Annotated in this window: 25 protein-coding genes; 10 read left to right on the top strand and 15 right to left on the bottom strand. The window is 36.5% G+C overall.

Annotated elements, in window-relative coordinates:
• Nucleotides 1-235: 235 nt before the first annotated feature.
• On the bottom strand, nucleotides 236-766 hold the full coding sequence (locus IWC72_RS04525) for a nuclear transport factor 2 family protein (protein ID WP_194528966.1): 531 nt from the start codon (nucleotides 764-766) through the stop codon (nucleotides 236-238).
• 389 nt (nucleotides 767-1,155) lie between these two features.
• Here IWC72_RS04525 and IWC72_RS04520 point away from each other — a divergent pair, with 389 nt between their 5' ends.
• Nucleotides 1,156-2,196 (top strand): succinylglutamate desuccinylase/aspartoacylase family protein, encoded by a 1,041-nt coding sequence (locus tag IWC72_RS04520; RefSeq protein ID WP_194528965.1) that lies wholly within the window; start codon nucleotides 1,156-1,158, stop codon nucleotides 2,194-2,196.
• A 27-nt stretch (nucleotides 2,197-2,223) separates the two neighbouring features.
• On the opposite strand, the gene IWC72_RS04515 is transcribed toward IWC72_RS04520, so the two are convergent.
• On the bottom strand, nucleotides 2,224-2,562 hold the full coding sequence (locus IWC72_RS04515; protein WP_194528964.1) for a helix-turn-helix transcriptional regulator: 339 nt from the start codon (nucleotides 2,560-2,562) through the stop codon (nucleotides 2,224-2,226).
• A 455-nt stretch (nucleotides 2,563-3,017) separates the two neighbouring features.
• On the opposite strand from IWC72_RS04515, the gene IWC72_RS04510 reads away from it, so the two are divergent.
• Nucleotides 3,018-3,155, top strand: coding sequence for a hypothetical protein (locus tag IWC72_RS04510; RefSeq protein WP_194525040.1), 138 nt, complete (start codon nucleotides 3,018-3,020; stop codon nucleotides 3,153-3,155).
• Nucleotides 3,156-3,297: 142 nt separating this feature from the next.
• On the opposite strand, the gene blaOXA is transcribed toward IWC72_RS04510, so the two are convergent.
• The gene (gene blaOXA / locus IWC72_RS04505; protein ID WP_194528963.1) at nucleotides 3,298-4,137 is read right to left on the bottom strand and encodes a class D beta-lactamase; all 840 of its coding nucleotides are present in this window, start codon (nucleotides 4,135-4,137) and stop codon (nucleotides 3,298-3,300) included.
• A 254-nt stretch (nucleotides 4,138-4,391) separates the two neighbouring features.
• Here blaOXA and IWC72_RS04500 point away from each other — a divergent pair, with 254 nt between their 5' ends.
• Complete coding sequence (locus tag IWC72_RS04500; RefSeq protein WP_194528962.1) at nucleotides 4,392-5,447, top strand: IS110 family RNA-guided transposase; 1,056 nt, start codon at nucleotides 4,392-4,394, stop codon at nucleotides 5,445-5,447.
• Nucleotides 5,448-5,714: 267 nt separating this feature from the next.
• On the opposite strand, the gene IWC72_RS04495 is transcribed toward IWC72_RS04500, so the two are convergent.
• From IWC72_RS04495 to IWC72_RS04480, 4 genes are all read right to left on the bottom strand, one after another.
• Nucleotides 5,715-6,131 (bottom strand): hypothetical protein, encoded by a 417-nt coding sequence (locus IWC72_RS04495; protein WP_194528961.1) that lies wholly within the window; start codon nucleotides 6,129-6,131, stop codon nucleotides 5,715-5,717.
• Between the two features lie 193 nt (nucleotides 6,132-6,324).
• Nucleotides 6,325-6,972, bottom strand: coding sequence for a hypothetical protein (locus IWC72_RS04490; RefSeq protein WP_194528960.1), 648 nt, complete (start codon nucleotides 6,970-6,972; stop codon nucleotides 6,325-6,327).
• Nucleotides 6,969-8,639: an RNA-directed DNA polymerase gene (locus IWC72_RS04485; protein ID WP_194528959.1), complete on the bottom strand. Its 1,671-nt coding sequence runs from the start codon at nucleotides 8,637-8,639 to the stop codon at nucleotides 6,969-6,971. The genes IWC72_RS04490 and IWC72_RS04485 overlap by 4 nt, the downstream gene beginning before the upstream one ends.
• 224 nt (nucleotides 8,640-8,863) lie before the next feature.
• Nucleotides 8,864-9,349, bottom strand: coding sequence for a hypothetical protein (locus tag IWC72_RS04480; protein ID WP_194528958.1), 486 nt, complete (start codon nucleotides 9,347-9,349; stop codon nucleotides 8,864-8,866).
• 366 nt (nucleotides 9,350-9,715) lie between these two features.
• Between IWC72_RS04480 and IWC72_RS04475 the strand changes: the two genes are divergently transcribed.
• From IWC72_RS04475 to IWC72_RS04445, 7 genes are all read left to right on the top strand, one after another.
• Nucleotides 9,716-10,363: a hypothetical protein gene (locus tag IWC72_RS04475; RefSeq protein WP_194528957.1), complete on the top strand. Its 648-nt coding sequence runs from the start codon at nucleotides 9,716-9,718 to the stop codon at nucleotides 10,361-10,363.
• Nucleotides 10,364-10,372: 9 nt separating this feature from the next.
• Nucleotides 10,373-11,008: a hypothetical protein gene (locus IWC72_RS04470; RefSeq protein WP_194528956.1), complete on the top strand. Its 636-nt coding sequence runs from the start codon at nucleotides 10,373-10,375 to the stop codon at nucleotides 11,006-11,008.
• Nucleotides 11,009-11,011: 3 nt separating this feature from the next.
• Entirely contained in the window at nucleotides 11,012-11,404 is a 393-nt protein-coding gene (locus IWC72_RS04465; RefSeq protein WP_194528955.1) for a hypothetical protein, read from the top strand.
• Between the two features lie 267 nt (nucleotides 11,405-11,671).
• Entirely contained in the window at nucleotides 11,672-12,004 is a 333-nt protein-coding gene (locus tag IWC72_RS04460) for a single-stranded DNA-binding protein (protein WP_194525032.1), read from the top strand.
• Between the two features lie 85 nt (nucleotides 12,005-12,089).
• Nucleotides 12,090-14,210 carry a DNA helicase RecQ gene (gene recQ, locus IWC72_RS04455; protein WP_317171385.1) on the top strand — a complete coding sequence of 707 codons (2,121 nt, stop codon included), beginning with the start codon at nucleotides 12,090-12,092 and terminating at the stop codon, nucleotides 14,208-14,210.
• A gap of 62 nt (nucleotides 14,211-14,272) precedes the next feature.
• Complete coding sequence (locus tag IWC72_RS04450; RefSeq protein ID WP_194528954.1) at nucleotides 14,273-14,377, top strand: GIY-YIG nuclease family protein; 105 nt, start codon at nucleotides 14,273-14,275, stop codon at nucleotides 14,375-14,377.
• Nucleotides 14,378-14,417: 40 nt separating this feature from the next.
• Complete coding sequence (locus IWC72_RS04445; protein WP_194528953.1) at nucleotides 14,418-14,777, top strand: hypothetical protein; 360 nt, start codon at nucleotides 14,418-14,420, stop codon at nucleotides 14,775-14,777.
• A gap of 67 nt (nucleotides 14,778-14,844) precedes the next feature.
• On the opposite strand, the gene IWC72_RS04440 is transcribed toward IWC72_RS04445, so the two are convergent.
• The 8 genes from IWC72_RS04440 to IWC72_RS04405 form a co-directional block, all read right to left on the bottom strand.
• On the bottom strand, nucleotides 14,845-16,134 hold the full coding sequence (locus IWC72_RS04440) for a phenylacetate--CoA ligase family protein (RefSeq protein WP_194528952.1): 1,290 nt from the start codon (nucleotides 16,132-16,134) through the stop codon (nucleotides 14,845-14,847).
• On the bottom strand, nucleotides 16,134-17,810 hold the full coding sequence (locus IWC72_RS04435; RefSeq protein ID WP_194528951.1) for a C45 family peptidase: 1,677 nt from the start codon (nucleotides 17,808-17,810) through the stop codon (nucleotides 16,134-16,136). Before IWC72_RS04435 ends, IWC72_RS04440 begins: the two co-directional genes overlap by 1 nt.
• 49 nt (nucleotides 17,811-17,859) lie before the next feature.
• Complete coding sequence (locus IWC72_RS04430; protein ID WP_194525028.1) at nucleotides 17,860-18,741, bottom strand: cupin-like domain-containing protein; 882 nt, start codon at nucleotides 18,739-18,741, stop codon at nucleotides 17,860-17,862.
• Nucleotides 18,741-20,288 carry a phytoene desaturase family protein gene (locus tag IWC72_RS04425; protein WP_194528950.1) on the bottom strand — a complete coding sequence of 516 codons (1,548 nt, stop codon included), beginning with the start codon at nucleotides 20,286-20,288 and terminating at the stop codon, nucleotides 18,741-18,743. Before IWC72_RS04425 ends, IWC72_RS04430 begins: the two co-directional genes overlap by 1 nt.
• Nucleotides 20,288-23,974: an MMPL family transporter gene (locus IWC72_RS04420; RefSeq protein ID WP_194528949.1), complete on the bottom strand. Its 3,687-nt coding sequence runs from the start codon at nucleotides 23,972-23,974 to the stop codon at nucleotides 20,288-20,290. The genes IWC72_RS04425 and IWC72_RS04420 overlap by 1 nt, the downstream gene beginning before the upstream one ends.
• The gene (locus tag IWC72_RS04415) at nucleotides 23,967-25,136 is read right to left on the bottom strand and encodes a DUF2062 domain-containing protein (protein WP_194531079.1); all 1,170 of its coding nucleotides are present in this window, start codon (nucleotides 25,134-25,136) and stop codon (nucleotides 23,967-23,969) included. The genes IWC72_RS04420 and IWC72_RS04415 overlap by 8 nt, the downstream gene beginning before the upstream one ends.
• Before the next feature lie 92 nt (nucleotides 25,137-25,228).
• On the bottom strand, nucleotides 25,229-25,732 hold the full coding sequence (locus IWC72_RS04410; RefSeq protein WP_194528948.1) for a hypothetical protein: 504 nt from the start codon (nucleotides 25,730-25,732) through the stop codon (nucleotides 25,229-25,231).
• A gap of 5 nt (nucleotides 25,733-25,737) precedes the next feature.
• Nucleotides 25,738-26,106: a 3-hydroxyacyl-ACP dehydratase gene (locus IWC72_RS04405; RefSeq protein WP_194528947.1), complete on the bottom strand. Its 369-nt coding sequence runs from the start codon at nucleotides 26,104-26,106 to the stop codon at nucleotides 25,738-25,740.
• Nucleotides 26,107-26,108 lie beyond the last annotated feature (2 nt).

Below are 26,108 nucleotides of genomic sequence, written 5' to 3'. Positions count from 1 at the left end.
GTTTTAGAACCGACTAGAAAGGTAGTATTTTTCTTAATTTTAAAATTACGGAAAACCGTAAAAGCCGGGAAATAGAATTTAGTTGTGAGAATTTAATCAGGGAAGGCAGTAGTTGGGGTTGAAGTCTTCTGAAAATTACTCTCCACAAGATAGAGGCTGTGCAGTTCATTGAACGATAAAAAGCAAAACCCAGAAAAAGCTTCTGGGTTTTACATGAATACCATAGGTTTATTTATTATTCAGTAGGTGGTTGTAGCGTGTAGCCCATAGACGTCATTACGTTTAATTGATCGTAATAATGCGCCATCATTGTAATTTTACCATCTTTAACAAAACACGTAACTTGTGCAGGAATCGCAATTTCTTTACCGGTTTTCTTATTTGAAATAGTGTCTGTAGTCCAAACCATAACCCACTCGCCCTCGTTTATGCCACCTGTTACCTTTATGGGCGCATAAGACGTGTTTGGGTCAATTGAATGTTTGGTAGTTGCAAAACTTTCTTTATAATATTCGGACAATTGGGAAGGGTTCATTACGTTGGTAGGAGCTCCGCTAAGACCATAAATTTTGGCGTCATCTGATAATTGCGCTACCATAGTATCCGCATCTCCGTTTTGCACCGCATTTACGTAATTCGATACAACAGCTACATTGGCTTCTGCATTCTCAAAATCCATAGTGGCCGAAACTTCTTGTGCGGTATTGATAAGAGGTGTTAAAAACACAGCAAGCATAAAAAACATAGTCATCTTAATAGTTCTCATAATATATAAGTATTGGTTAATATTCTACTCAATTGGTATTTTACCACATAGGGGGAATACTATTACCGGCAATACATATTAGGGGGAACTTACTTACTTCATTAAATATTTGACACTAAACATTTTTTAGATACAAATACACAATATCTTAATCCTGAGAAAGTTAGTGATTATTTTAATATGTATATCTCTTAAAATAAATTAATACGGTATTTTTATTCTAAAGGTCAAAACATATAAAAAATCATGCTTTCTACTGAGGTAAAGTCTTAAGCACTGAGCTCCATGCATGCGTTATTACGTTTTTCTGTTCGTAATTTTATTCTCTGTGAATAGCTTTACTAGCAAGTAGCTTTTTAATACCTTGGTCTTTCCAAAAATATCTTATCATGTGTAGGTCTTTATTTACCCTTTTTATATTTTTCACGCTTTCTTCTGGGATTGCCCAAAACAGTTTTCAAGACGTATTTTCTAATACTACAAGACCACTAAAAGAAAACATACGTATTACATTTCAAGATGCTAGAAATAACAAAACCTTTTTGCCTATTTCTGTACTAAAAGGAAAGAACGAAGGACCGGTTTTTACCATTGTAGCCGGTGTGCACGGGTTTGAATATCCGCCTATTGTTGGCGTACAAGAACTGTTAAGCGAAATTGATGTCGATAAATTGAACGGTACCGTGATTATTATACCTATTGCAAATACCAGTTCGTTTTTTTCGAGAACCTCTATTGTAAATCCGCATGACCAAGTAAATTTAAATGTAGCCTTCCCCGGAAAATCTACAGGTAGCGTTACCCAAAAAATAGCAGATTTTATTACTACGACCATAATACCTGCGAGCGATGTTTTTATAGATATACATGGTGGTGGCGTCAACGAAGATTTGATTCCGTTTGCGCTTTTCTACGATAACCCTAATTACCCAGAACAAACAAAAAAAGCCAGGGAATTGACCGAGAACAGCGGATTTGAATATATAGTTTCATATCCGTTCTCCTTAAGGGACGATGAACCTGCAAAATATGTCTTTAAACAAGCATCACAAGATGGTAAAATAGCCTTGAGCTTTGAAAGTGGCAAATTGGGCAATATACAGGAAAATGCGGTTAGCTTAGTAAAAAATGGGGTCTATAATATGCTTGACGATATGGATATGTATGATAACGGAACCGGACCACATGCCAACCTTATTCAGCTCAACAACCAAACCTATTTAAGCGCTACCGAAACAGGACTTTTTTACAGCGACCTTAACGCGGGCGATACTGTTAAAGCAGGGGATGTTGTAGGTTACATCACCAATGAATTTGGTGAGAAACTTAAGGAGTACCGAGCACATACATCGGGTATTATATTGTATAAAATCTCTACCCCGCCCGTTAATATTGATGATACTTTAATGTGTATTAGTAAGCGTTTGTAGGTGATCAAAGTGCATTCAAAAACTGGTTTAGATCAGTTTCTTTTTTAGGCAGTATTTAGATTTTAAAATACTATCTGGTAGCACGTTCAAAGTGGCTGAAATTTCTTTTGTGGTTAGGTTCATTCTAAGAAAAGCTGCTAACCGAATTTCTTTTTCTGAAACATCAGAAGATAAAGTCTTCAGTTTCTGGTCAAAGTCGTTATGAACTTCAGAAAAATAAGTTTTGAATACCTCCCAATCTTTGTCAGAAGCATTCTCTTTCTTTAATAGCATGACCATACGCCTAAATTCGGTCTTAAACTTATCAGGGGAGTTTTTAACGTTCTCCAGATTCTCCATCAACTCCTGTATAAAGCATTTTCTCAAATGTGTGGTAACGTTTAGTATAAGAATAGTAGCGGAATCAAAAGTCCTACATTTCAGTTTTTACTAAACTTTGAATTTTGCACTAAACCGCTATTATTTTTATACGTTGTGTGTGCCCAGTATGGGCATCTTTTAACTACAGAAAAGTAGTTAATTAATCTAGAGGGTGCAAGTCCCTTATGGGCTGGGGTAGCCTTGAACCATTAGTAAGGTGGAAGGTTTATGAGTCAGGTCAGGACTGAAGCGAGCAGGACTACAAAGCTCGGTACTGACCCTTCGGCTGTGCTCAGGATAAACCAAGCAGGAACCGTATACGGAGCATATTTACTTGGGTAAGCAAGCACATCATTGTAACGCCCTAAGAACATCAAAAGGGTAAGTATGTAGATACGGCAGGGATCGAGAGAAAGAAGATGTTCTTACCTGGGGAGGTCTCCAAAGTTACGTGTAGCTACATGGAGAAGTCAGCAGAGGTCATAGTACTTACGGGAAACGAGCTAAGGCAGTACCCTAGAGGTCTCATAAACAAGGAAGGACCGAACGTAATTCTCTTCAAAATTCGCATAGGAGCACATGTTGTAGCCTATGCCTAAATTAGAAGATAGTGCCAAGGGTGAAAAGAGCCTTGGTTTGATGATTTACGAACCGCCGTATACGAGACCCGTACGTACGGTGGTGTGAGGGGTGCACTCCGTCATTTGATGGCGGAGCCATCCACTCGATTAGCACCAGTATTTATTTCAGAACATTCAATTTTCTAAGACCGAGAAGAGTTAAATCCAACCTTTTTTCAATAAAAGAATTAATATCAAACTCTTTTTCAGGCTCCAGATTTGTGGCAAATAAGTATGTATTGTTTTTAAATTCAACAAACCCAACAAACCAACCATTGTATTCTCCGTTATTATTTGATAAACCAGATTTTCCACTAATTTTGTATTGGTCAGTTTCTTCAATGAGCATAATATTTCGCATTATACTCTCAGTTCTTTTGGAAATAGGAAGTTCAAAGTTGTAGAGCCTTTTCAGAAAGTCAATTTGTTCCATTTGACTTATTCTTGATTCTCCTTCTAACCAAAATTTATCGATGTTGGTAGAATCAATTTTTAGATTTCCATAGTTAAGTTTTGATACATAATCATTCATTTTTTTTGAACCGACTTTTCTTGCAACTTCTTGATAACAATGAACACAAGAAAATTGAAAAGCATCTCTAAGAATTAAATCTTGTTCCCAATTTTTTAACCATTTCTTTTCCCCGTCCCATTTAAAAATGATACTATCATTTTCAATCACGCCAGTTTCAAGTCCGATAATTGAATTTGCGATTTTGAATGTAGATGCTGGTAAATTCCCCTTGTTTGACCATTCAAAGTCATTTGAATAGTATATGTCCTTGTTTAAATCGTAAATTAATATTGAACCTTTAACATCAGAAGAATCAATAATTGACTGAAATTCAGGTTTTACTATTTTATTATTATCAGTTTTTTGTGTTTCAGTCTTTGCAATTTGACTTCTGTCTTTACAAGAGAAACATAGAAGTAACAGGAGTGTCAATGTGGTTATCTTCATTTTTTTATATTGGTGCTAACGGTTGGGCTAAGCGTAGTGCGGTGGTAAGGAAACTTTTCGTTTCCGTCTGCGCACGAAGCTAAAGCTTATTGTTTTGATTTATTTTTTTTATTCTAAAGCTAAATCCATAAGATTTAGCGACTTTATAATTATACACCAGACCTTTCGGTTTTGCCCTAAAGTCCGGATTACGTTTAGCATCTATGTAAAAGCAGCGTGTCCGTTATCTTTAAAGTTCACTAAAACAAAAAGATATGAAAACAGAGCACACTGCAAGACCTAAGTTATTCATTGGTATCGATATTCACAAACGAAGTTGGAAGATTCATTGTTCGACAGACATTTCAGGAGGTAAGACCTTTTCAATGCCTCCATCACCAGAAGGATTAAAGAATTATGTTGAGAAGTATTTTCAAGACCATCAAGTGATTACGGCATACGAGGCTGGTTGTTGCGGTTACCATGCGCATCGAAGCTTTGAGAGTTATGGATGGCGTTCATTGGTTGTGAATCCAGCCGATGTTCATCGAAAGGGAAAAGAGAAGCACACTAAGACCGATAGGATAGATGCGCAACTCATAGCAAGGGAGCTAAAAGATGGTCGTTTAGATAGTATTCATGTTCCTGATATGGAACGTGAGCAGTTACGAAGTTTGTTTCGTAGAAGAAATGATCTAGTGAAAGATTATAGAAGAATAAAAAGTCTTATAAAATCACAGCTGTTGTATTTCGGAGTTATTGTTCCTGAGCAATATGACAATAGTCATTGGAGTCATGGTTTTCGAGATTGGCTTGATGCTTTGCAATTTGAATATTGTCCGGCACGCGCAACCCTTGATAGTCGAATGCGTCAATTTCGTTTTGTGGACCAAGATCTTCGAGATGTCTCTACCCAGCTGCGAAGGTTCTGTAAGACGTATTATAAGAAAGATTATAATTTACTTGGAAGTATACCAGGAATCGGCGGTATTGTTGCCTGTGGAATACTTTGTGAATTAGGGGATTTACGTAGGTTTAGAAGTTTGAAACATTTGTCGGGTTATGTTGGTTTGGCACCTGGAATTTATCAAAGCGGTGATAATTTAAGAACAACCGGCATGACCAGAAGAGCGCATCGTTTGATACGAAGTTATTTTATAGAGGCCTCATGGCAAGCCATACGAACAGACCCTATAATGCAGTCGTATTACAGAAAACATTTAGGCAAGAATGTGAAGAGTATAATAGTAAAAGTGGCTCGAAAATTACTGAGTAGAACATTAGCGGTTATAAAAACAGAGACACCTTACGTAATTGGAGTAGTGGAATAAATAAAACAAAAGTAAATCATAACAAAGCTCAAAAAGAAGTATTAAAAACCTGTATCACAAAACAAAACCTGTGACCGTCTTAGGGCATGATCACATCGTATAGCAAGTGAACCGGTTTATTATAACTTATAATCATACAGATGCAGGTGAACCCTAGAAAAAGGTGTATCACATATAGGAGTGGGAGCAAGTTATATTAAAAGAAAAAAGGTGATTTAGGATAAAATGTACATATTAATTATCTTTAGAGTATTGGACTAGGGCTTTTTATAGGAGGTTTTGTTGTAACACGTTTTTCTTATTCATTCTATCAATGGAATAAGTGCCTGTACTACTGTCCAAATAATCAAGTAAAAAAATAGTTTTCTCAGAAAATGATTTGATATCAATTCCTGAATTTTTGTCCGTTTCTTTCGCCTTTCTGACTGATTCAAACAATAATTCAGTAATTTTTTCTAAATGAGTCTCATCAATATCTTTTAATTTATCTAAAATTTTCGGGTTTGATAAATCCATTAATTTAAACAAAGAAAATCCAAAATTATGCTGAAATTCATGGTCTGTTTGTTGCAAATCAACCTCGACATTGTCCAAATGAGAGCCACTTATTTTACTAATTAATTTAGTTAAGAATAATGTCAGTTTTTGAATTTCACGTTGCAAATAATCTTTTTCTTGTTGCATAAGCAGAATTTATTTTGATATATTGAAATTTGGCCGCATTGGCGCAATGAAATGTGTTACAACGGTCTAGTATAAGAATAGTAGCGGATTAAAAAGCACTAACTTTTCGGTTAAAAACAGACTTTTTTTTATATTTACTTACTTTCATTTTAGCGATTAAACCGCTATTATTTTTATACATTGTTGTATGCAGTTATTTTGCGTAAAATTTAATAAACGAATCTTGAAAGCATATTAAGGCTTCTGGATAGCGTTTTACAATTTGCTTTTTAGCTCTCTTATAATTAGGTGGTATTATTCTTTGGTAATCTGAATCCTCGGAATCTTTAATTTTGCGGTGTTCCAATTTATTTCTACAATCATAAAGGTTGTCCATTATTCTTCCTGCCTTTTCAGCATCATTTTTCTTTTGATTTATTTGAATGTATCTTGACCTTTCGATTCCTGCATCACCTTGTTTTTCTGGAACTTCATTAATTATTTCTTGAAGATAATGCAACGCTAAGTGGTCTGTAAATCGGATTGCATTTTGAAGCCAAGAATATAAAGAAGAATTCTCTTCAAGTTTTTTAATCGAAGAAAAGGTGCTAATACAGTTAGTTGCATCACTTTGTGCAACTTCATAAACAGGTGTTGTCAGTTTTTCTTCAAAATCAAAAGCGATTTCGCTATCAATTACATCTTCGTAGAAATAAGTAAATGAATCTTCATCATCAATAGCGTAAGATTCCTTTTCTTTTTCTATTAATCCAATTACAATAAGTTTGTTGGTTGCATTTAGTTCCTCGCCTTTACTAATAGAATTTTTTATGTTATCGAGAGTTTTTAAATAATCCATCATAAAAACCAAGTTTTTAAGTTGTCAATTGGAATATTCAAATGTTTTTGATGTATTAGATTAAGAACTGTTTCTTGAACGTAAATTTCTGGTTCTGATTTTATCAAATATGTTAGTGAATCTGCAATTTGAGAATTAACCTTTATTTTTTCTACTAGCATCTTATAATATCCTAGCCTTACAAGAGGGCTTTTTTCTTCATTAATTTTCTTTATAATAGAATTTAGTTTTGAACTCTTAAAATTCAGAGTTTTACCATAAACAGCTAGTATTTGATATTTTACCCATTCGTAATCTTTAAATTCATTTAGTAATTTATTGAACTCAGAATGGTAGTCACTTAAATCAATGTAATAAGTTAAATTCCAAATAAGGTTATTAGCTTTCCAATGAATTCTTGAAATTCCAAATAGCCATATGTCAACCATTTCATAGTCAGGAATTTTATCATCCATATCAATGAGATTTTTACTAACTAATCTCCATTTTTGAGCTAACGTTAAAAATCTTCTAACAAGTTTGACATCTGTTAAAAATGATGATTCTAAAATGTCTTCATCCTTGGTTTCGTAGTAGATATCTAATAATTCGTCCTCAATTTGACGAATAGCTTGATAATAAAAGTTTAAAGCTTCTCTTTTATTTAAAGCTGTTATATTCTTTTCTTCATCACCACTTATTTGAGTTGAATCGTGTTCTAAGATGTCTATATCAATTTCCTTTGATTTTTTATTTTTCTTAATCTTTATTCCAGACGAATCAAGTAGTCTACCTTTTTCATTTTCTGAATGTTCTACCTCTTTTATTGAGGTCTTTTTAATATTTATGGAAAGAGATTTGCTTTTAAGATGTCTATCAAAACTGATTAATGCTGAATTGAGATTATTTTTATTAGAATCATATATTCTTATATCATCCATAAATCTGAAATAGGTCAATCCATTTTTCATTGCCATCCTATCTAAGCTGTCTAAAATTAAGTTTGCAAAAAAGTATGACGCAGCTGGTCCTTGTGGTATACCAACACCAATAGTTTCTGAATCTCTTGTACCAGACCAAAAATTAAGACAATTACTGAAGAACTCTAATATTTCTCTATCTATTTGAAAATTGTTAAGTTCAATGATTAAAGTAGAGTGAGGTATTGTATCAAAAAAACTAGTTATATCAGTCTCTAATCTATATTGAATGGAATGTTTGTCAACGGTTTCATTTATACTTTCTACAAAGCGGTTATACAGACTAACGTAGTATTCGAAAAAATAAAAATCAATTCCGTCTTCTTCTAGAAGGCTAGTGCCTTTTTTTACATCGGGACTAAGAACACTACCAAATACAAAATGTCTTGTCTCGGTAAAATGGTCATATGTTAATTCTGCAACATAATTTGCAATAGCTTGATAGACAATTGCATCTTTAATTCCAAGTACAGTTTTTGTTCTTTGAGTTCCATTTATTTTAGGTTCAAAATACTTAAAAGGTCTTGTTGGGTTATATTCACCATTATTTAATTCGTCAGAAAGTTTTTTTAAATTTTGATTTAGATTAGCACTATAAATACTAATTCCAAAGTAATCTTTAGCATCAGTTCCAACACTAGATATGACTCGTTCCCAAGCAAGCAGTATTGAATCTATTGAAAAACATTTTTTAAAACTTTTACTGTTCATTAGATATCTTGGTTTTTCATAATTGCATACAACGTTCAGGCTATGGTTAGTACGGGAATTAAAAGTATTGAACTTTCGATTAAGCACTTAGCCAAAACTTTTTATTTTGTTTTATCTTTTTTGTTCTAAAGCCAAATCAAAAGATTTGGCGGACTTGGTTAAAAGCTCTAAACTTTGGGTTAAGTACCAAAACCCGTATTAACTATAGCCATTGTTGGCAGTAGTTATTTTTTCACATATTCTTCCGCATCATATGCATCAATTGGGAATTCTTCTTCGGTCATTTTTTTATAATAGAACTCCCCAATACTCAAACCTAAGTCTATATAAATTGAATCCAAATCTTCGATTTCTTCATTTTCCCATAATTGGTCGTGAAAAACATATCCCATATTCATAGTTTCAAAATTCAGAACTATTGGGTCGCCATTCATTCCAGAGCCAATGATTAGTAATTTCTTTTTATATAGTTCATTATTCTGTTCTTCCAGATTATCAGTTCGCATATCGTTTATTCGTGAAAAACTTATTCCGTCAAAATCAATATATTTTAAACACGAAAATTGTTTAAAAAAGTCAATTAATTCATCTGGCAAGTCTATCTCTTTAAAAAAATCAAGAGTTTTATCCGTTACTTTTATAACGTTTTTTGAAGAGTCAATTCCAATAATATCTAATGCTTTTTCAAAAAGAGATTTGTCTATTTTCATTTAATTATTATTGATATATTTCTGTATACAAGCGTGTTGTCTTTAATTACTGCCAACGTCTCGTATATGAAACGTAGCGTGTAAATAGAAGCTAAAGTTTCAGATTATATACAAGCCGAATTTTTTAATTTTCTTTTTATCTTAGTTTTCTCTAAAAAGCCAAATTAAAAAATTTGGCAGACTTTGTAAATATACGCAAACCTCTCGGAAAGCCCATAATAGCTATGTTTTATATACATTGTTAGGCAAAGGTTTTTTCCTTAATAAGTTTCTTATTAATTTTGAATAATATCTTTTATAAAAGAAATAACATATTACAAGTATAATTTTCAGTATTTTACATAGTTATATAACCAAAATCAAGTTATGGCTACAATCAGAGTACCTGAAATGGTATTTTCAGGATTTAAAATTATTGGTGAATTATCTGGTAGTGAATTAGATAAATTAATTATTTATCTCAATAATTTAGAATTAGGTAAGTTTTATGGCGATTTAGCTGAGGATTTATATGATCTGCTCAATATTGATGGTGATGATTTGCTCAAGGCGATACTCAGTTTTACAGGATTAGTTTCTGAAGAACAAGATAGTTATTCTGTTCTTGCCAAAAATTTAGCTGAATCATATAAAGAACTATCAAATACTAAATTAAACACAAAAGATACTAATAAATTAAAGTCAAATTTATTGGATATTCTATCAAATATGGATAGAATACAATTAGCTGAGAAAGCAAGAGAATTTAGTGTTGAAAATTCAAATAATCTTCGTGAATTTAAATTTATTACAGACATACGTTTATTGGAGAATGAATCGTCAACAAATAATGAAAATTATGGAATTGTCTTACATAAATTGTATTTAGAGTATCAAAACTCTGACCCTTTAAATGAATTACACTTATCTATAAGTCTTGAAGATTTAATTGAATTAAAAAATCAAATTGAGAAAGCTATTGAAAGAGATAAGAGATTAAGAGAAACTTATTCTGGAAACATAAAATTAATCTAATATTAATAAATGTTATCTGAAAAACAAATATACAAACCTTCTTCAAGTTATCTCTTGAGAGATAAAGCAAGTGAATTTAGCAGAAAAAAATCTTTCTCAAGAGATAATTCTCCTAAAATTATATTAGGCTCTCTATTTCAAGAATCCGATATTAATGAATGGGATCAAGTACTCAAAGCTGAATGGACGGAAGAAGTAATTAGACCTGAAATTTTTGTTAGAAAATCTAAAGTTTTAAAAATTAATAATATTATCCTTCATATTCCTGCTGGTTTTGAAAAACTTAATCAAGTTTTTTTACAAGCGAAGTATATTTTAGATTTAGAAGAAGATTGGGATGATGAAGGAGGTAATGTTTATGAAGAAGATGTATGGAAACAAAGCGCAGAATTTTTAATTAGTTATTTAAAGTGGATTAAGAATATTTATGACGGAGTTCTTTACATGCCAAAAATGTATCATGGACCAAATGGTTCTATAGATTTTGTTTGGGATGAAGAAGATTTTCGATTTTTTCTTAATATAAATTATATTGAAAACAAGGGTAGTTTTTTTACTGATTCTACGGAGAAGCAATATTCCGAAGGTGAATTTTTGTTAGACAATGTAAAGTTTAATCTATTGCCGTTACCAATAAAATATTAATTAATGGAAGAAGCACTTGCTATTCCAAATGAAGATTTGGTTTATATGAGAGTTCATAAAGTAAATCTTGATTTTTCAAAACCTAATCAATTACCTTCTATCAGACCTGTAGCATTTGACCCAAAGGGCAAAGGAGGTCTTTCTGTAGATTGGTCAGCTCATAGTACAGCTAAGGATACTTTAGAAAGAGCAAAAGATCCTAAAAAGAATGGAGTACTATCTATGTCCGTTTTAGGATTAAGAAAAACGCCATTACCACTTGAGGTCTTACATAAGCCTTCAAAATCAAATTTTTCTCATTCAGAAGTGTTTGGAATTCCTCCTCGAAAGCCCACAGATATGGGAATTAGAGTTAAATTAATGGATCTTAGTATTTGGGAGATAAATTGTTCTTAAGTCTAATTTTTAAACTTTTGCCTAACGTAGGAATATAGATCATATGATCTATATATATTATATACCCGTAATTTAGTTAAATACTTTAAATTATAGTGGTTTAGGTCGTTTTAGCGCCTTATTTTGGGGAATTATATACGTTTTCAAACGTTTACAAACGAAAACAATTATTTTGTAACCGAATACAATTTGGAGGCCGTTCTATGTTTGTACCGTTGAATCATGGTGGTTCAATAGTATAAACTGTTTAACATAAAAATTAATAATATGAACGCCTTAAAAAACAAAGTACAGTTGATCGGTAATTTGGGTCAAGACCCAGAAATTGTAAACATGGACAATGGTAACAAACTCGCCAAATTTTCCATAGCTACTACAGAGCGTTATAAGAACGCCCAAGGTGAGCCTGTAGAAGATACCCAATGGCATAATGTGGTGGCCTGGGGTAAGACCGCAGAAATCGTAGAGAATTATTTAACTAAAGGCAAGCAGGTTGCCGTAGAGGGAAAACTTACCCACCGCTCGTACGAAACCAAAGAAGGTGAAAAACGATACATTACAGAAGTACGTTGTAACGAACTTTTAATGTTGGGTAAATAGAATATGCCGTTCTTTGCAAACGAAGCCTTAATTGAGTGGCGCCATACGCTACTTTCGGTGCGCTTCGTTTGCTAAAACGGCTCTTTTGAGCAAGAATCTCTATACGTATTACATGACGCTTACAACAGAACAAGAACTACTCCCTCTTTTAAAAACAAATTTTGGTTACGATTCTTTTCGGGCCAACCAATGGAATGTCATTAACGATGTACTTGCTAAAAAAGATGTGCTGGCCATAATGCCTACGGGTGGTGGAAAATCGCTTTGCTTTCAACTTCCGGCCTTGGCTATGGAAGGTACGGCTATTGTAATTTCTCCGTTGATTGCGCTAATGAAAGATCAGGTAGATGCTTTGATCGGTAACGGTATTTCAGCAGCTTATTTTAATAGTTCGTTGGAAGCTTCAAAAAAAGAAGAGGTAGAGGCTAAATTGTTTAAGGGTGAGCTGAAGTTATTGTACGTGGCACCGGAGAGTTTGGCCCTATTGCAACATATTATTTCGGAAATAACCATTAGCCTTTTTGCCATAGATGAGGCACATTGTATCTCTTCTTGGGGTCACGATTTTCGTCCGGCTTATACCCAACTTGGGAGTTTAAAACAACGTTTCCCAGAGGTTCCGATAATTGCATTGACCGCTACGGCGGATAAAACAACGCAGGACGATATTTTAGACCAGTTACGAATTCCAAATGCGTTGCGTCATCTGGCATCTTTCAATCGGCCTAATATTTCTTTGGAAGTACGTCCGGCACAGGATAGGATTACCCAGATTTTGGAGTTTTTAGCAGAGCGACCGAACGAAAGCGGAATCATCTATTGTCTAAGCCGAAAAAGTACACAGACCATTGCAGCTAAGCTTGTGGCTTCCGGTTTTAATGCGAAAGCCTACAGCGCGGGTCTTCCTGCGGATGAACGTAGCAAGGTGCAAGAAGATTTTATTACAGACCGCGTGCCCATTATCGTAGCCACTATTGCTTTTGGAATGGGAATAGATAAGAGCAACGTTCGTTGGGTCATCCATTATAACTTGCCTAAAAATATAGAGGGCTATTATCAAGAAATAGGTCGTGGAGGTCGGGATAGCCTGCCTGCACAAGCTTTACTATTTTATAGTTTTGCCGATGTAGCACAATTGCGAAGGTTTATCAATACCAGCGAAAATGCAGATGTGGAGTATGCCAAGTTAGAGCGAATGCAGCAATTTGCCGAAGCTCTAAGTTGCCGCAGGATTGCTTTACTCAATTATTTTGGGGAACACATGACCGAGAATTGTGGCAATTGTGACATCTGTAACCGTCCGCCCAAATATTTTGATGCAACGGTACTCACACAAAAAATATGTTCCGGAGTCGCTCGCTTAAAGGAACGGGAGGCCATGGGAATGTTGGTAGATGTGCTTCGCGGGGCGCAAAATGCCCAAGTGATGGAAAAAGGGTATCAGCATATAAAAACGTACGGTGCCGTAAAAGAGGTGTCTTGGCAAGATTTACAGCAGTATATTATTCAGTTATTGAACCAAGGTGTGCTTTCCATTAATTTCAGGGAAGGCGGTCGGCTGTCGCTTACGCCATTGGCAAAACAGGTGCTTTATGAGAAGAAGCAGATACAACTTGCTATTCTAGAGAAGAAAGAGAAAAGCAAAGCGAAGAAAACTAGCCAGTCTAAAACAGCAGCCACCGGGTTGTTCGAAAAACTACGGGTATTGAGACAACAAATTGCAGCTGAGCAAAATGTACCCGCTTATGTGGTTTTCAGTGATGCCAGTTTGAAGGATATGGAAGAAAAACGCCCTAAAAACGAAACGGAATTCCTAGAAATATCAGGGGTAGGACAAGCGAAACTGGAAAAATACGCCGAAGCATTTCTTAAGGAGATAAACGCGCCAAAACCCAAAAGGAAACCAAAGAAAAATCCGAGTCACCAACTTTCGTTTCAATTGTTGCAAGAAGGGTATTCGGTTCAGGATATTGCCACACAACGAGGCATACAGGAAGGTAGTGTTTATATCCACCTCCAAAAAGCACATGCCGAAGGTGCCGATGTAGATTTGAATACATTTATATCGAAGGAAGAAGTCGCAAGCATAAAAAAAGCCTATTCCGAACTTGATAACCCCGAAGGACTAAAAGTATTCTTTGAACGTTTTGAAGAAAAAATGCCCTACTGGAAAATTCAAATGGGGCTGTATTTACTTGGGAAGTAAAATGCGGGGCTTCGACTGCGCTCAGCCGCGCATTTTACACATATGTGCAAAAAGCTAATTTAATGAGACCTTACTACGTCTACATTCTGGAATGTACCGACAAGAGTTTCTATGTAGGTTTTACTAATGACGTAAAACGAAGGTTAGCAGAGCATCAAACGGAATAATATTAAACATTATTTTTAAATTTTATTTTTTACTATCAATATGAACAAAGAGGAATTTAATGAACTAGCGGATAGAAGTTTACTTAAGAATTCAGAATTAGGCAAACTACTTGGTGTAGGAAGAGGAACGATACACAACTATAGGACAGGAAAAACTATTCCTGATACCAAGGTAAATTTTATACGTGAAGTATTGCTTAAATCTCCAAAAGAAATTAGAGAGCTTTTAGATAATGGAGATTTAGATATGAGTATAGAAAGGGTGCTGCCTTTCGTTATCGAGCATTTTGACGAGTTGATGGCACAACGAGAGTTTAGAAATTTGGTAAGTACTGAAGCTTATGACATTGCCAACGTCATAATAAAGAAAAAATTAAATGAGAGTTCTAATAAGGCTTAATCTGTCATTGTCAAGTTTGTAGTTTGTATACGAGTAGCACCTGGCTGAGCGCAGTCGAAGCCAGGTGTTACGCCCGCTTATCAATCACGCTAATAGGCTTCCTTCCCAATTTAGACATCCTTAGCTTCTGAATTTCTTCATTTGCGCAAAGTTCAATGTTGGGAGAAACCCGCAGTTTAGAACGAAAATGGTCTTTTATGGCCTGCATCAATTTATGGTCCGCCGAAGATGAGGCGATTTTAATCAGAATCTCATCCGTACCAATCTCGTTATGATAAATCTCGAATACATAACCTTCCACTTCCTCAAAATCATTCAAAAGGTTATCCATGGCGGGAGGGTATAGGGTGGTGCCTTTGTATTTGATCATTTGTTTTTTTCGCCCAACCACAGGCCCCAAACGCATGGTGTTTCTACCACATGCACAAGGCGAAGTATGGGCAACCACAATATCACCTGTTTTAAACCGCAATAGAGGCATGGCCTCCACGCCAAGAGTGGTAATTGTAAGTTCTCCTTCTTTGCCAGCCTCAACGGGCTGATTATCTTCATCCAAGATTTCGGCAATAATAAGCTCGGGATGGTGATGTCCTCCTTGTTGTTCCGAACACTCTGCAAAAGCAGTACTCATTTCAGTAGAAGCGTAAGTGGAATAGAGTTCAATATTCCATTTTTCTTTAATTTTTTGAGCAAGAACGTTCAGTGAAAAATCTTGGTTCCGCAATGATTCACCAATACAGATAGCGCCTTTTACTCCAGAAGCATTAATGTCTATACCATGGGTTTCAGCATATTGAATCAGTTTTAATAAAAAGGAGGGCACAACGATAAGGTAGGTTGGGTTGAACTTTAGAATAGTATCCCATTGCAATTCAGGTATACCTGCACCCACACGAATGATTCCCGCCCCCAGTTTTCTAACCCCAAGAAAATAGGCAAGACCGGCCATAAAACGGCGGTCCATAGTAGTGGTCATTTGTATAATATCATCTTCGCCCACACCGGAGCAAGCCAAAGAAATAGCCTCGTTATGGGCCAATCTGTCCAAGTCTTTATCCGTCTGGCCAAGAATTACAGGCTCTCCAAGGGTTCCTGAGGTAGTAACAAAATCAATAATTTGGGATTTTGGTACACAAAGAAAATCGTTGTTATGCTGCTGTAACTGTTCTTTGGTCGTTACTGGCAGTTTTGCAAGGTCTTCCAAAGTTTTAATGTCCGTTGGAAGAATTTTATATTGTCGTAAAACACGTCTATAGTAGGGTGATTTCTCGGCAACATACCCTATAAGCTCCTGAAGTTTTTCTTCTTGGAAGGCCTTGATTTTTTCTACGGATGCTTTTTCTATTTCTGGAATCATTATTTGAGCTTCCTTTTGGTTTTTTTAATGTATTTGTCTAGTGCCTCTGCGTCAGGTACGGTAGTTACTTCTTTGGTTTTTGCTGTTTTAAAAGCTTCAAGTGCTTCTTGATACAACTCGTTTTCGTAATAGTAGGTTCCCACAAGAAAGTGAACTTCCCATAAATCAGGATTTACCACTATAAATTCCGATAGCAAAGAAGTTTCAATTTTTTCTTCGGAAGCAATAGCAGTGGTAATCTGACTTTTTAAATCTCTGTAGCGCTCATAATGACGATAGGCCAAAGTTCGTAAAAAAGGGTCTGGACCAATATTTTCATTTGCTGAAGAAACAGGTCTTGCCTGAGCATTTTGGTCAGCATTTTCAAAAACTTCGTTTAGGTCATAAGCAACAAATTCGCCCAATTGATACGGATTGCTAGACACCCAAACTTTTAAATCTTCCGGTTGAAAAACAATACCATGATGCGCTAACATCTGGTTCAACGCTTTTTCATTGCCGTAACCAATACGTTTGTCATCAAGTCCGTTTTTATTTCTCAAAATAGCAACGGCACTTTCGGGAGTAACTTTAGGCTCTTCTTCCAAAAGTTCTTCCATGCGTTCATAGCGGTATTGGGAATGGCTCTCTAAAATATGTTTTTTATTCTTTTTATCATCGGCGTAGGCTGCACTTTGAAAGTGATTGGAACAAACTAATTGGTTTCCATTTTCTACTTCGTAAACACCAAAGTTATTTGGAGAAACCTCAATTAAGGCCGCTTTTTTATCCTTGGCACTTCCTACGAAAATAGATTCGGAAACGAATACTTCCCGTTTCTTGGCAATAGCGATGGCTTCTTCTATAGTTGATGCGTATTGTAAAATTTCCCGTGTAACCAATGAAATAGGAGTCTTGGCCACTAATGGAAATTTAGATTTTCCGGCATTAATGGTCACGGTTAAACCTTGGTCGTTCATACCAGAGACTACGCCAATCATACCTCCCCAAGTAACCGACATAAATTTGTGGCCTTGATCGGGTGATACAAAAGCTATTATTTTGTTTTTGGCGAAGTCATCTCCAACATAGAAGTCTAAATTTCTGGCGATAAGCAGTTTTCCATCTTCGGTATGGTTTCCCCAAGCCGCAAATGAAGAACAACCAACTAATGCCAAATCTTGCAGGGCATGCCCAATATCATGAGCTCCATGAAAATACATAACCCGCGGGTAGGGCGCCGCTATACGGTCGTAATCTTCTGAAGCGTATTGCGAAATACCGTAAATCTCGGCTTTGTACTGCTCGTCTACGTGTTTGTACATTTTACGGTTGAACCATGCCAAGAACTTACGAAGAAGTTTTTGCTTTTTTTCAGAGGGAACAAAGTCATCTATTTTTTCTACAAAAACGCGCTCTTGTTCTTGGAACAATTCACGTGTTAAACTTCCTGTTTTTAAACCCAGTTCATAAGGGTTTCCGGACACGTAGAGTTCGTATTGGCCTTGATGGTTTTTGGTTAAAAAATTAGAACCGAGTGCAAATGTAGAATCCGTAAGTTGGCGCCTTTTAGATATATTGGTTTCATACGGACTAATATCGGGCACGTCTTTCAATGATTTTGAAACACCACAGGATGCCAAAAGAAAGGTCAGACCTAGAAGAGCGTATATTTTCAATGAGATTTTTGTCGGCATGAGATCAATCGGCTATACAAGAAACTGTTGTTGGTAAAAGTACGATGCCTTAACTGTTTTTTCTGGCTTTTAGGTTTTTTTCCGTTCTTTTTATGGCCAATCTATCTTTGTAGTCCAACCATTTTTGACCACGATATTTACGGGTTATATTATCAATATGGCGCATAATCATCACATTGTAGAGCATGTTGGCAAAACGCTTGGGGTGCCTTGGTAGGGCACGTAGCGTCATAGAGAAACCACCGTTCAGATAACGGATACTATGCCAATACCCGCTGGGCATATAAAGTGCATCACCATGTTTCATTTCCGCACGTATTTCTTGCGCATATTGCAGTGCCGGATATTTTTCAAAATCCGGATTATCCATATCTATATCTTCAATATTATGAATGGCAAAAGGAACTCTATACAGGTACTGTGTTTGTTCTGGAGAAAAGAGGTTTACCACCTTATCCCCATCAAAATGAAAATGCATGCTGTCCGGTAAATCAATATCATAATGCATGAAAACCTTAGATTTCCCCCCTCCAAAGAAAAGTGCAGGTAGTTTTTTAAAGAATTTCAGGCCAATATCCGGGTACTCAAAGTCCTTGAGCAGCTCGGGCATTTCCTTTAAAATATTATAAAAGAAAATCCGTAAATCAGTAGGTTCGGTTTTTAAAATTTCAATGTACTCGCTCAACTTCATTTCCTTTTTTGGAGCATATACACTTTCCTTATCTTTTGCAGGTTCGTTGTTGTACAAAGGCACAATTTGGTCTCCGGCACGTTCCTGAACGTAATCGAGCTTCCATTTCTCAAAGGCGGGCCAATCTTTGGTCAATCCGGTAATTAAAACAGGTTTTTGTGGTTTGTAGTAGTTTTTTATAAAGTCCGCTTTTGAGATGTTTTCTACACGTTCTACTGGAGTTGATTTAAACTGTCCCATTATGCATCAATTTTATCGTTGGTCTTCGTATTCCCTTTGGTTATTTTTTCAAGCAAATATTCACTGCCTAAAATTTCGGAACATGTAACCACACTACTAATGGTTACTCCCAAAATACCGTGCATATTAATGCTTTGGCCGGTGAAAAATAGGTTTTTTATTTTAGTACGAGGAGAAATGAAGGTCTTCAACGGCATATTTACATCTTTGGCATACCCGTACATTGAGCCTTCGTTGCAGCCAATATAATCTCTATAGGATAAGGGAGTTGAGGTATGAACGGATTGGATGCTTTCTCGCAGGGTAGGGAACTTTTTTTCCAATTCGGTCAGAAACGCTTCTATTTTGGTTTGCTTGAATTCCTCATAGGTTTCCCCACGGCTGTTTTTTTGTGCTACGGTGTTGAATGTTCCTGACCAAGGTTCAAGTTCTTCATAACGCATATAGGTAATGGCGGTTAGCTGGTCTGCCCATTCCCCTTGGTTTTTTCGGGTTCCCATTGAAACCATATAACCCTCTGGCCATGATTCTTGAGTGTATTTATCTGTGTTCCAAACCGCATTGTAATCTTTAAAATGATAATAATTGTGGTTTAGGTATTTAAAGGTTTCCGGTTTTAGGACAATATGAATGCTAAAAGCAGATATGGTACTGTCAATACTTTTTATACGGTTGGCGTAAGATTTTCTAAAATGCTCCTGTCCCACCATGTCTATGGTAATCTTGGGTTCTATATTGGAAATGAACAGGTCGCCTTTAATGATATTACCTTTCTTGGTGAGGACCGAAACAATCTGTTTATCCTCTACATTGAATTTGGTGACCTCACTGTGCTTGTAGGTCTCTCCACCACTTTCTTTTAATCTTTTAATGAGCATTTTAGTAATCTGGCTGCCGCCATCTGCACATCTGTACGAACTTTGAATGTATGAGTTTATAGAGAGGGCATGTACGTAGAAAGGGGTTTTAGTGGGTTGACCAGCATATAAAAGGTTGGAGCCAGCAAGAACCGCACGTAATTTTTCATTGGTAGTAATGGAATCTATGTACGCTTTGGCGGGCAGGGTAAAAAGTTCCGTATCGTCATGATATGGTTTGCCCAGACGTAGGTTGTAAAGCGGAAATTTTCCGCAAGTCTCCTGCAATTTTTGACAATATTGATGAATGGCTTCTTTCTCCTCTGGAAATTCTTCAACTAATTTGCGTTCAAAGTTTTGATAGCCTTGTGCATGCGGATACTCTTTTTCATCGCCATCAAAAGTAATCAAGTCAAAACCATCTTCGTCCAATCTGGTAAGATTGAGACCTTCCAAAATACCCAGATAGTCAAAATATCTGTAGAGATTCTGACCTTCGTCCAATCCTCCTAAATAGTGAACACCCGTGTCAAAAATGGTGCGTTCACGAACAAAGGTCTGCAGGTTGCCGCCATACTGGTTGTTTTTTTCCAATACGCAGACACTCTTGCCTTCGCGTGCCATGATAATAGCGGATACAAGCCCCCCCATACCACTACCTACCACCACAACATCGTAATGTTCTTTCATTAACTGCGTATCTTTTTTAGTAGTCTAAAGTTATCATTTTGTGCGCTACTAATGAAACCTAATGCTGTTAGAGGGGCGAGTTCCATTTGTTGCGCATCTTTTAATAAAATTAGCAGGTCAACCTCGTTTCCAATAAGCGGGGTTAGTTGCGATGTTTCTAGGAGTGTGTCAATTATTAGAACATCTGGCGCAGTTGAAAGTGCCTGTTCTATAGTATCTGCTATTTCTATTTTACTATAGTGCCGCGTAAGAAAATTGTGCTTTAATACAACGGCATTATCTGGGTCAGTTAATGCCACAGTAATTTTTCTATCTATAGCATCTAGTGCAAGAAGTAAATCTAATTGCCCGAAATCTTGGGATAAATGAACGATTTTTCTCTTCTGACCAATCTTTTTCAGGAGTGAATTGTAGGCTTCCTTATGGGTTGCTAAATCTAATTTCACAGCTTTATAAAGGGCGTCGCCTTTGTATCTGTAATTTTCTAAGAGCGCTTTGTCCCAGTAATTTTCATCTTCTATTTCATCTCTAAGATCTCTGAATTTACTTCTGAAGTAGGCTCCTAGCTGTTTGGCGCGTTCACTGTAATTTTTGCCGTATTGGGTATCGTTCGCTTTAATTCTAGGTAAAAGTTCAATGGTGATACTCCCATCACGAATAATAAAACTTCCCTTTGGAAGTACTTCGGAATTTCCATGAATAAGTACGGGTAGAATATCCAATTCAAACTGTTGTGCCAAATAGAAAGCGCCTTTGTGAAAACGCTTTATTTTGTTGGTCGTTGAACGGGTGCCTTCCGGGAAAGCTATAATGCTGAACCCTTGAGCCACTTTTTCTTTTAAAAAAGCTTCTCCGTTTTCGATACCTCCGGATACAGGATATGCTCCGGCCAATTTTGCCGCACTACCAAAAACAGGGGAATTGTACACCCAATCGTTTACCATAAAAATAATCTTTGGATGCAACATACCAATAGCTAGAATATCCAAAAAGCTGGTGTGGTTGGCAATGATCATTACGGGCTTTTCAAATGTCTCGTTATGTGGATTTCTAATTTCTTTGGAGACAAAAGGATTGGTATATAAAACGGAACCCATCAATTTTGAAACCGATTTATGAAAGCCCAAATTTTCTTTTTTCCTACTTCCGGGAGAGAGTTTTAATTTAACTACGCCATATATAGAATGTAGAAACCCTCCTGAACCAAAATAACCGAATGACAGTACGGAATGTATAAAATACCGCACATGAATTGGGCGTTTGTCCGCGCTACCAATAAATAACCGAAACAGAAGTGGTTGCAACGTAAAAGCAACAAATGCAGCGGATAGAATACCAATTAATGACACCGTAGAAATCGTGTAAAGTACGGGGTGCTTTGCAAATATAAGGACCCCAACACCGGCAATAGTAGTGATTACAGAAAGTAATATAGAGGTCTTATGGGTATGGAGTACCTTTTCGCCACTACGGTATTCGGTAAGCAATCCGTTGGTAACGAAAATGCTATAATCAACACCCAATCCAAAAATGAAGCTGCAGATAATGATGTTGAAAATATTGAATTCAATATGAAAAAGGCCCATGATACCTACGGTCAAAAACCAGGTGAGGTAAATAGGAATACTCGTTACCACCGTTAGTGAAAGGCTGCGGTAGAACAGCAGAAGAATGAGCAGAACTACAATTAATGAATAACCGATGAGACCGTTAAAATCGTTTTTTAAGTTGCCCAAGAATGTTTCGTTCACCTGTTGCCGGTCAATAAGCAAGGTATTGAGCGAGTTTTCGAACCGTTCTCGTAAAGCGTCAATATGGTCGTCATCTACTTTTACCAAAGAAGTAATAGTAGTTCCGTTGTCATCTTTTACAATGTAATCGTCAAGAGAAAATGATTTTATAGGTTCAAAATCAGTCACTTCCATTGGACTAAAATCAGCATTTAATAAATTGTAAAATGCAGAGAAGGTAGTAGGTTTAAAACCGAATTCGTTACTGCTTTCAATAAGGTTCTCTTTGGTGGTCTTTATTTTGGAAGAATTCCAGAAGTTTTTCCACGCCTGAATTTTCTCTTCTTGAGTTTTTTTCGCTCGTATGAGTCCGCCAACAGAACTAAAACTTAGTATTTTATTATTTTGTTCAAGTGTTTTTAACTCGTTGTAAAGCGAATCATTTTGAGCCAGAACAGTCTCTGTATCGTTGCCGTAGGTAGAAAGGTAAATCGATTTTGAACTAATATCCGTTAGTATTTCCAATCGTTCTCGGGCCTTCTGTAATACTTCGGTCTCATAGTTTAATTTAGCAATATCCTTATTGAAAACCACGCGGTTATAGGTGAAAATACTAATGATAGAAAATGAGATGAGTATAATGATCGCCCATTTTGATTTATGAAAATCAAAGGAAGCAACTCGGTCTAGAATCGTACGTCTTGAACTCACCACTTTATTGGCCGAGTACACCTGTGGAATGAACAACAATGCAAAAACCGATGCACCAAGAACACTAACAGCTGCAAATATACCGAGGTCTTGCAGGGCTTGCGACTCTAAAAATAGCAGACATAAAAAGGCCGAAGCCGTAGTAAGACTGCTCATTAAGATAGACGGGGCTACCTCTTTATATAGACTTTCGGCACCGTTTCCATTTCGTATGTGTGTTAGAATATGCAAGGCATAATCTAAGGTTACACCCAATAGTACTGAACCGATTCCCAATGATATAGCCGAAATTTTATCGCGTAGAATACAGAGAAACGCAATGGATAAAAGTGCGCCAACTACGGTGGGAAGGAAAAGAATAAAAGGCAATGCCAACTTCCGGTAAAAGAGCATCAAAATTAGGATAAGTAACGTCATGGCAATGCTTACGGTAAACTGAATGTCACCTCTAATTTGCTTGGCATTGGCTACGGCCACCAGAGCGGCTCCGTAATACTCGCTGTGTACTTTGGTGGAATATTCTGTATTGAGTTTATCCTGTAAATCGTAAAGTGCATTGGAAAAAGGAAGGTTTTTATCCGTTTCATTGGATCCGTAAGTTGGTGTAAGAAAGAGGAGGATGTTCTTTTCCGCCTTGTCCAGTAAAAACCCATTTTTCAATTTAAAATCATCGCCCACACCCAATTCCTGTAATCGCTTGAGCGCAATGAAAGAGAGCCGTAAAGGATCTTTAACAATTGTTTTTTTGGCCACTATACCGGACGGGGATATGAGCGCACGGTAATTTTCTGCAGTTACTTTTGCAATACTGTCCGGGTTTATCTTTTGACTGATTTTTGGGTAGTCGTTTGCCTCTAAAAACAATGGGAGGTTATTGTACACCAAATCCAAGGTCTTGGGAACATCATCGGAATTGACCCTTCCTTGTACGCCTTTAATAAATTCCGATTGGCGCAGCTCTAGGCTATCCAATAAATCCTTTGCGTATTGGGTAAGTTCGTCTACCGTACCTTCTTCATCTTTTTGAATATTGATGATGATTTTATCGGTAAACGTAATCGACTTTAAGACTTTTTGGACACGTTGTGCCTCTTCATTGGCGGGAATAAGGGCTGTAATATCATCTTCAAACTGAATTTTTGATACAATTGACGCTAGCCCTAAGATTAGCAATAGCAATATGCCTAAGGACAACAGCCTTTTGCCAGCGATAAATTGATATGCTTTAAAGAAGAATCTACCCATTGTCAACCACCATTTTTTTCTTTCCCAAGAACAGAATCGTCAAATAACCGACGATTCCAAAAAATAGCGCGGACATGATTGCCAAGGCAAAACTGCCAATAAGATATGTTTTAAGATTTTGCAGCATTCCGAAGTTTTCGGTCATGTTTTCCATAGAAAAGGAAACCTCTTCCCCAGTTATCAATACGCCTATTTTAATACTAAAATAGATAATAAAGGGGATTAAAGGCGGAAGACTGATGTTAGAAAATGCAAAAGTAATTGCTTTGTTCAACCCAAAGAGCGTGGCCAAAGCAAAAACAAGTATGGTCTGAAAGCCCCAAAAAGGCGCAATGCCCAAAAAGACGCCCAATGCAATAGATAGCGCTTTAGTTTTTGGTGTATCATCACTCCGAAGTAAATCTTCTAGAAGGAACTTTTTAAACCCTTTTTTTTTTATTTTCCGAAAGAAATTTCGCGGTTTTATATAGAAAATAGTAACAATCACCAGCCATGTATTGAGAATACTGATCCTAGTAAAATCGGGTACGGTCCTAAAATGGGAAACCCTTTCGGTTTCATCATACAAAATACGGACAGGTACATTTTTTACTAGGGTACCTTCCCAGGCCAAACGAACTATAACCTCTATCTCAAACTCAAATTTAGGGGTGTAAAATTTTAAATTCTCTAGTTCTTTTAGGGGATATAATCGGTACCCGCATTGGGTATCTTGTAATTTAGTACCTGTTTCAAACCAAAACCAAAAGTTAGAAAACTTGTTGCCGAAACTACTTTTTCCCGGTACATCTGCCTGCCTCATATTTCTTGAACCAATATAAAGAACATTAGATGTTTCTTCTTTTTGGAGTTCATCTAGGAATACGGAAAGGTCTTCAGGATAATGTTGGCCATCAGAATCTATAGTTATCGCATAGTCATACCCTTGTGCGATGGCGGACTTAAAACCAACTTGAAGTGCATTGCCTTTTCCTTTGTTTTCTGGCAAATGGATTTGCTCTATATCTGAATATCCTTTTAATATCTTGGCGGTGCTATCAGTTGCCCCGTCATTAATAATGATAATAGTATGGGTGTACTCCAAAATACGGTCAAGCACTTTTTTTAAGGTGCCCGCATTATTGTACGTCGGTACCAGAACACAGCAGTTGAGCTGCTCCATGGTATGTTGGAGTGTTGGAGTAGGGGTTGGCACGAGCAATTTTTTTCAAAAGGTTCCAAGAACCTCTCCTGAATTTTCTACAAAGATACGTATTACGAACCTTGTAGCAATTGCCTTTCTGATTCGTTAAACGCTTCCGATTTGGAAATATATCCTTTAACGAACTCTCTACTGTCTTTATTGGAGATGGAATTGAAATTTTCTATAATAAACTGCTTGTCTTCGTCAATCTCTTTGGTGTAGCCTGTAATCTTAGGAACGTTTTCTTGTACGCTTAACCTTATACAGCGTATTTCTACATTTTCTGGATTATTCTCAATGGCGAATTCCAAAAGTTCGGCACCTTCCTTAAATAAATTTTTCTTGTCCTTGATACCCTTAGCATATTTCGCCATCATGGTTGTGACAGCCCCTTTAAAGGCAACCAGTGTCTTGTCATCCGATTTTGACACGGAAACCAAATCGTCATGCAACGCTTTGGTAGCGCTTTCACTATCGGAAGCCTCAATATAGGCGGTTCGTACTTTTGGCAAGTCTGCGGGACTAGCTACGTACAAAACGGAGAAAATGACAAGAAAAACAAGTTTTAAATTCATGATATCTAATTTAAAATAGCAAAAGTTGCGCTAAGCTTAAGTGCCAATGTATCATCAAAAGATGTGGTGTTTTTTACTTTAACAGTAGCATCTTCTTCAGAAATTGTCAATGTAAGTTGAATAACATCATTTTTTTCAGGATTGATTATCGCCATAAACTTAATATTTGACGCAACCGATAGAAACAAAGATTTCTCTGTGGCCTGCTCGGTCAATTCTTTGATAATCTGAATCATACATACCCCAGGCATAACAGGGTTCCCGGGAAAATGACCTTTAAAAACCTCGTGTCCTGCATTTAGTTTTACCGTTGCCTTTACGGTTTGCTCTTCTTTTACAAAGCTTTCAATGGTATATAATCCTTCGATTAACATGG

The sequence above is a fragment of the Zobellia roscoffensis genome (assembly GCF_015330165.1).
In the GTDB taxonomy this organism is placed as follows: domain Bacteria; phylum Bacteroidota; class Bacteroidia; order Flavobacteriales; family Flavobacteriaceae; genus Zobellia; species Zobellia roscoffensis.
Note: the sequence above shows the minus strand (reverse complement) of the source record. Positions and strands in the feature narration are given on the sequence as shown.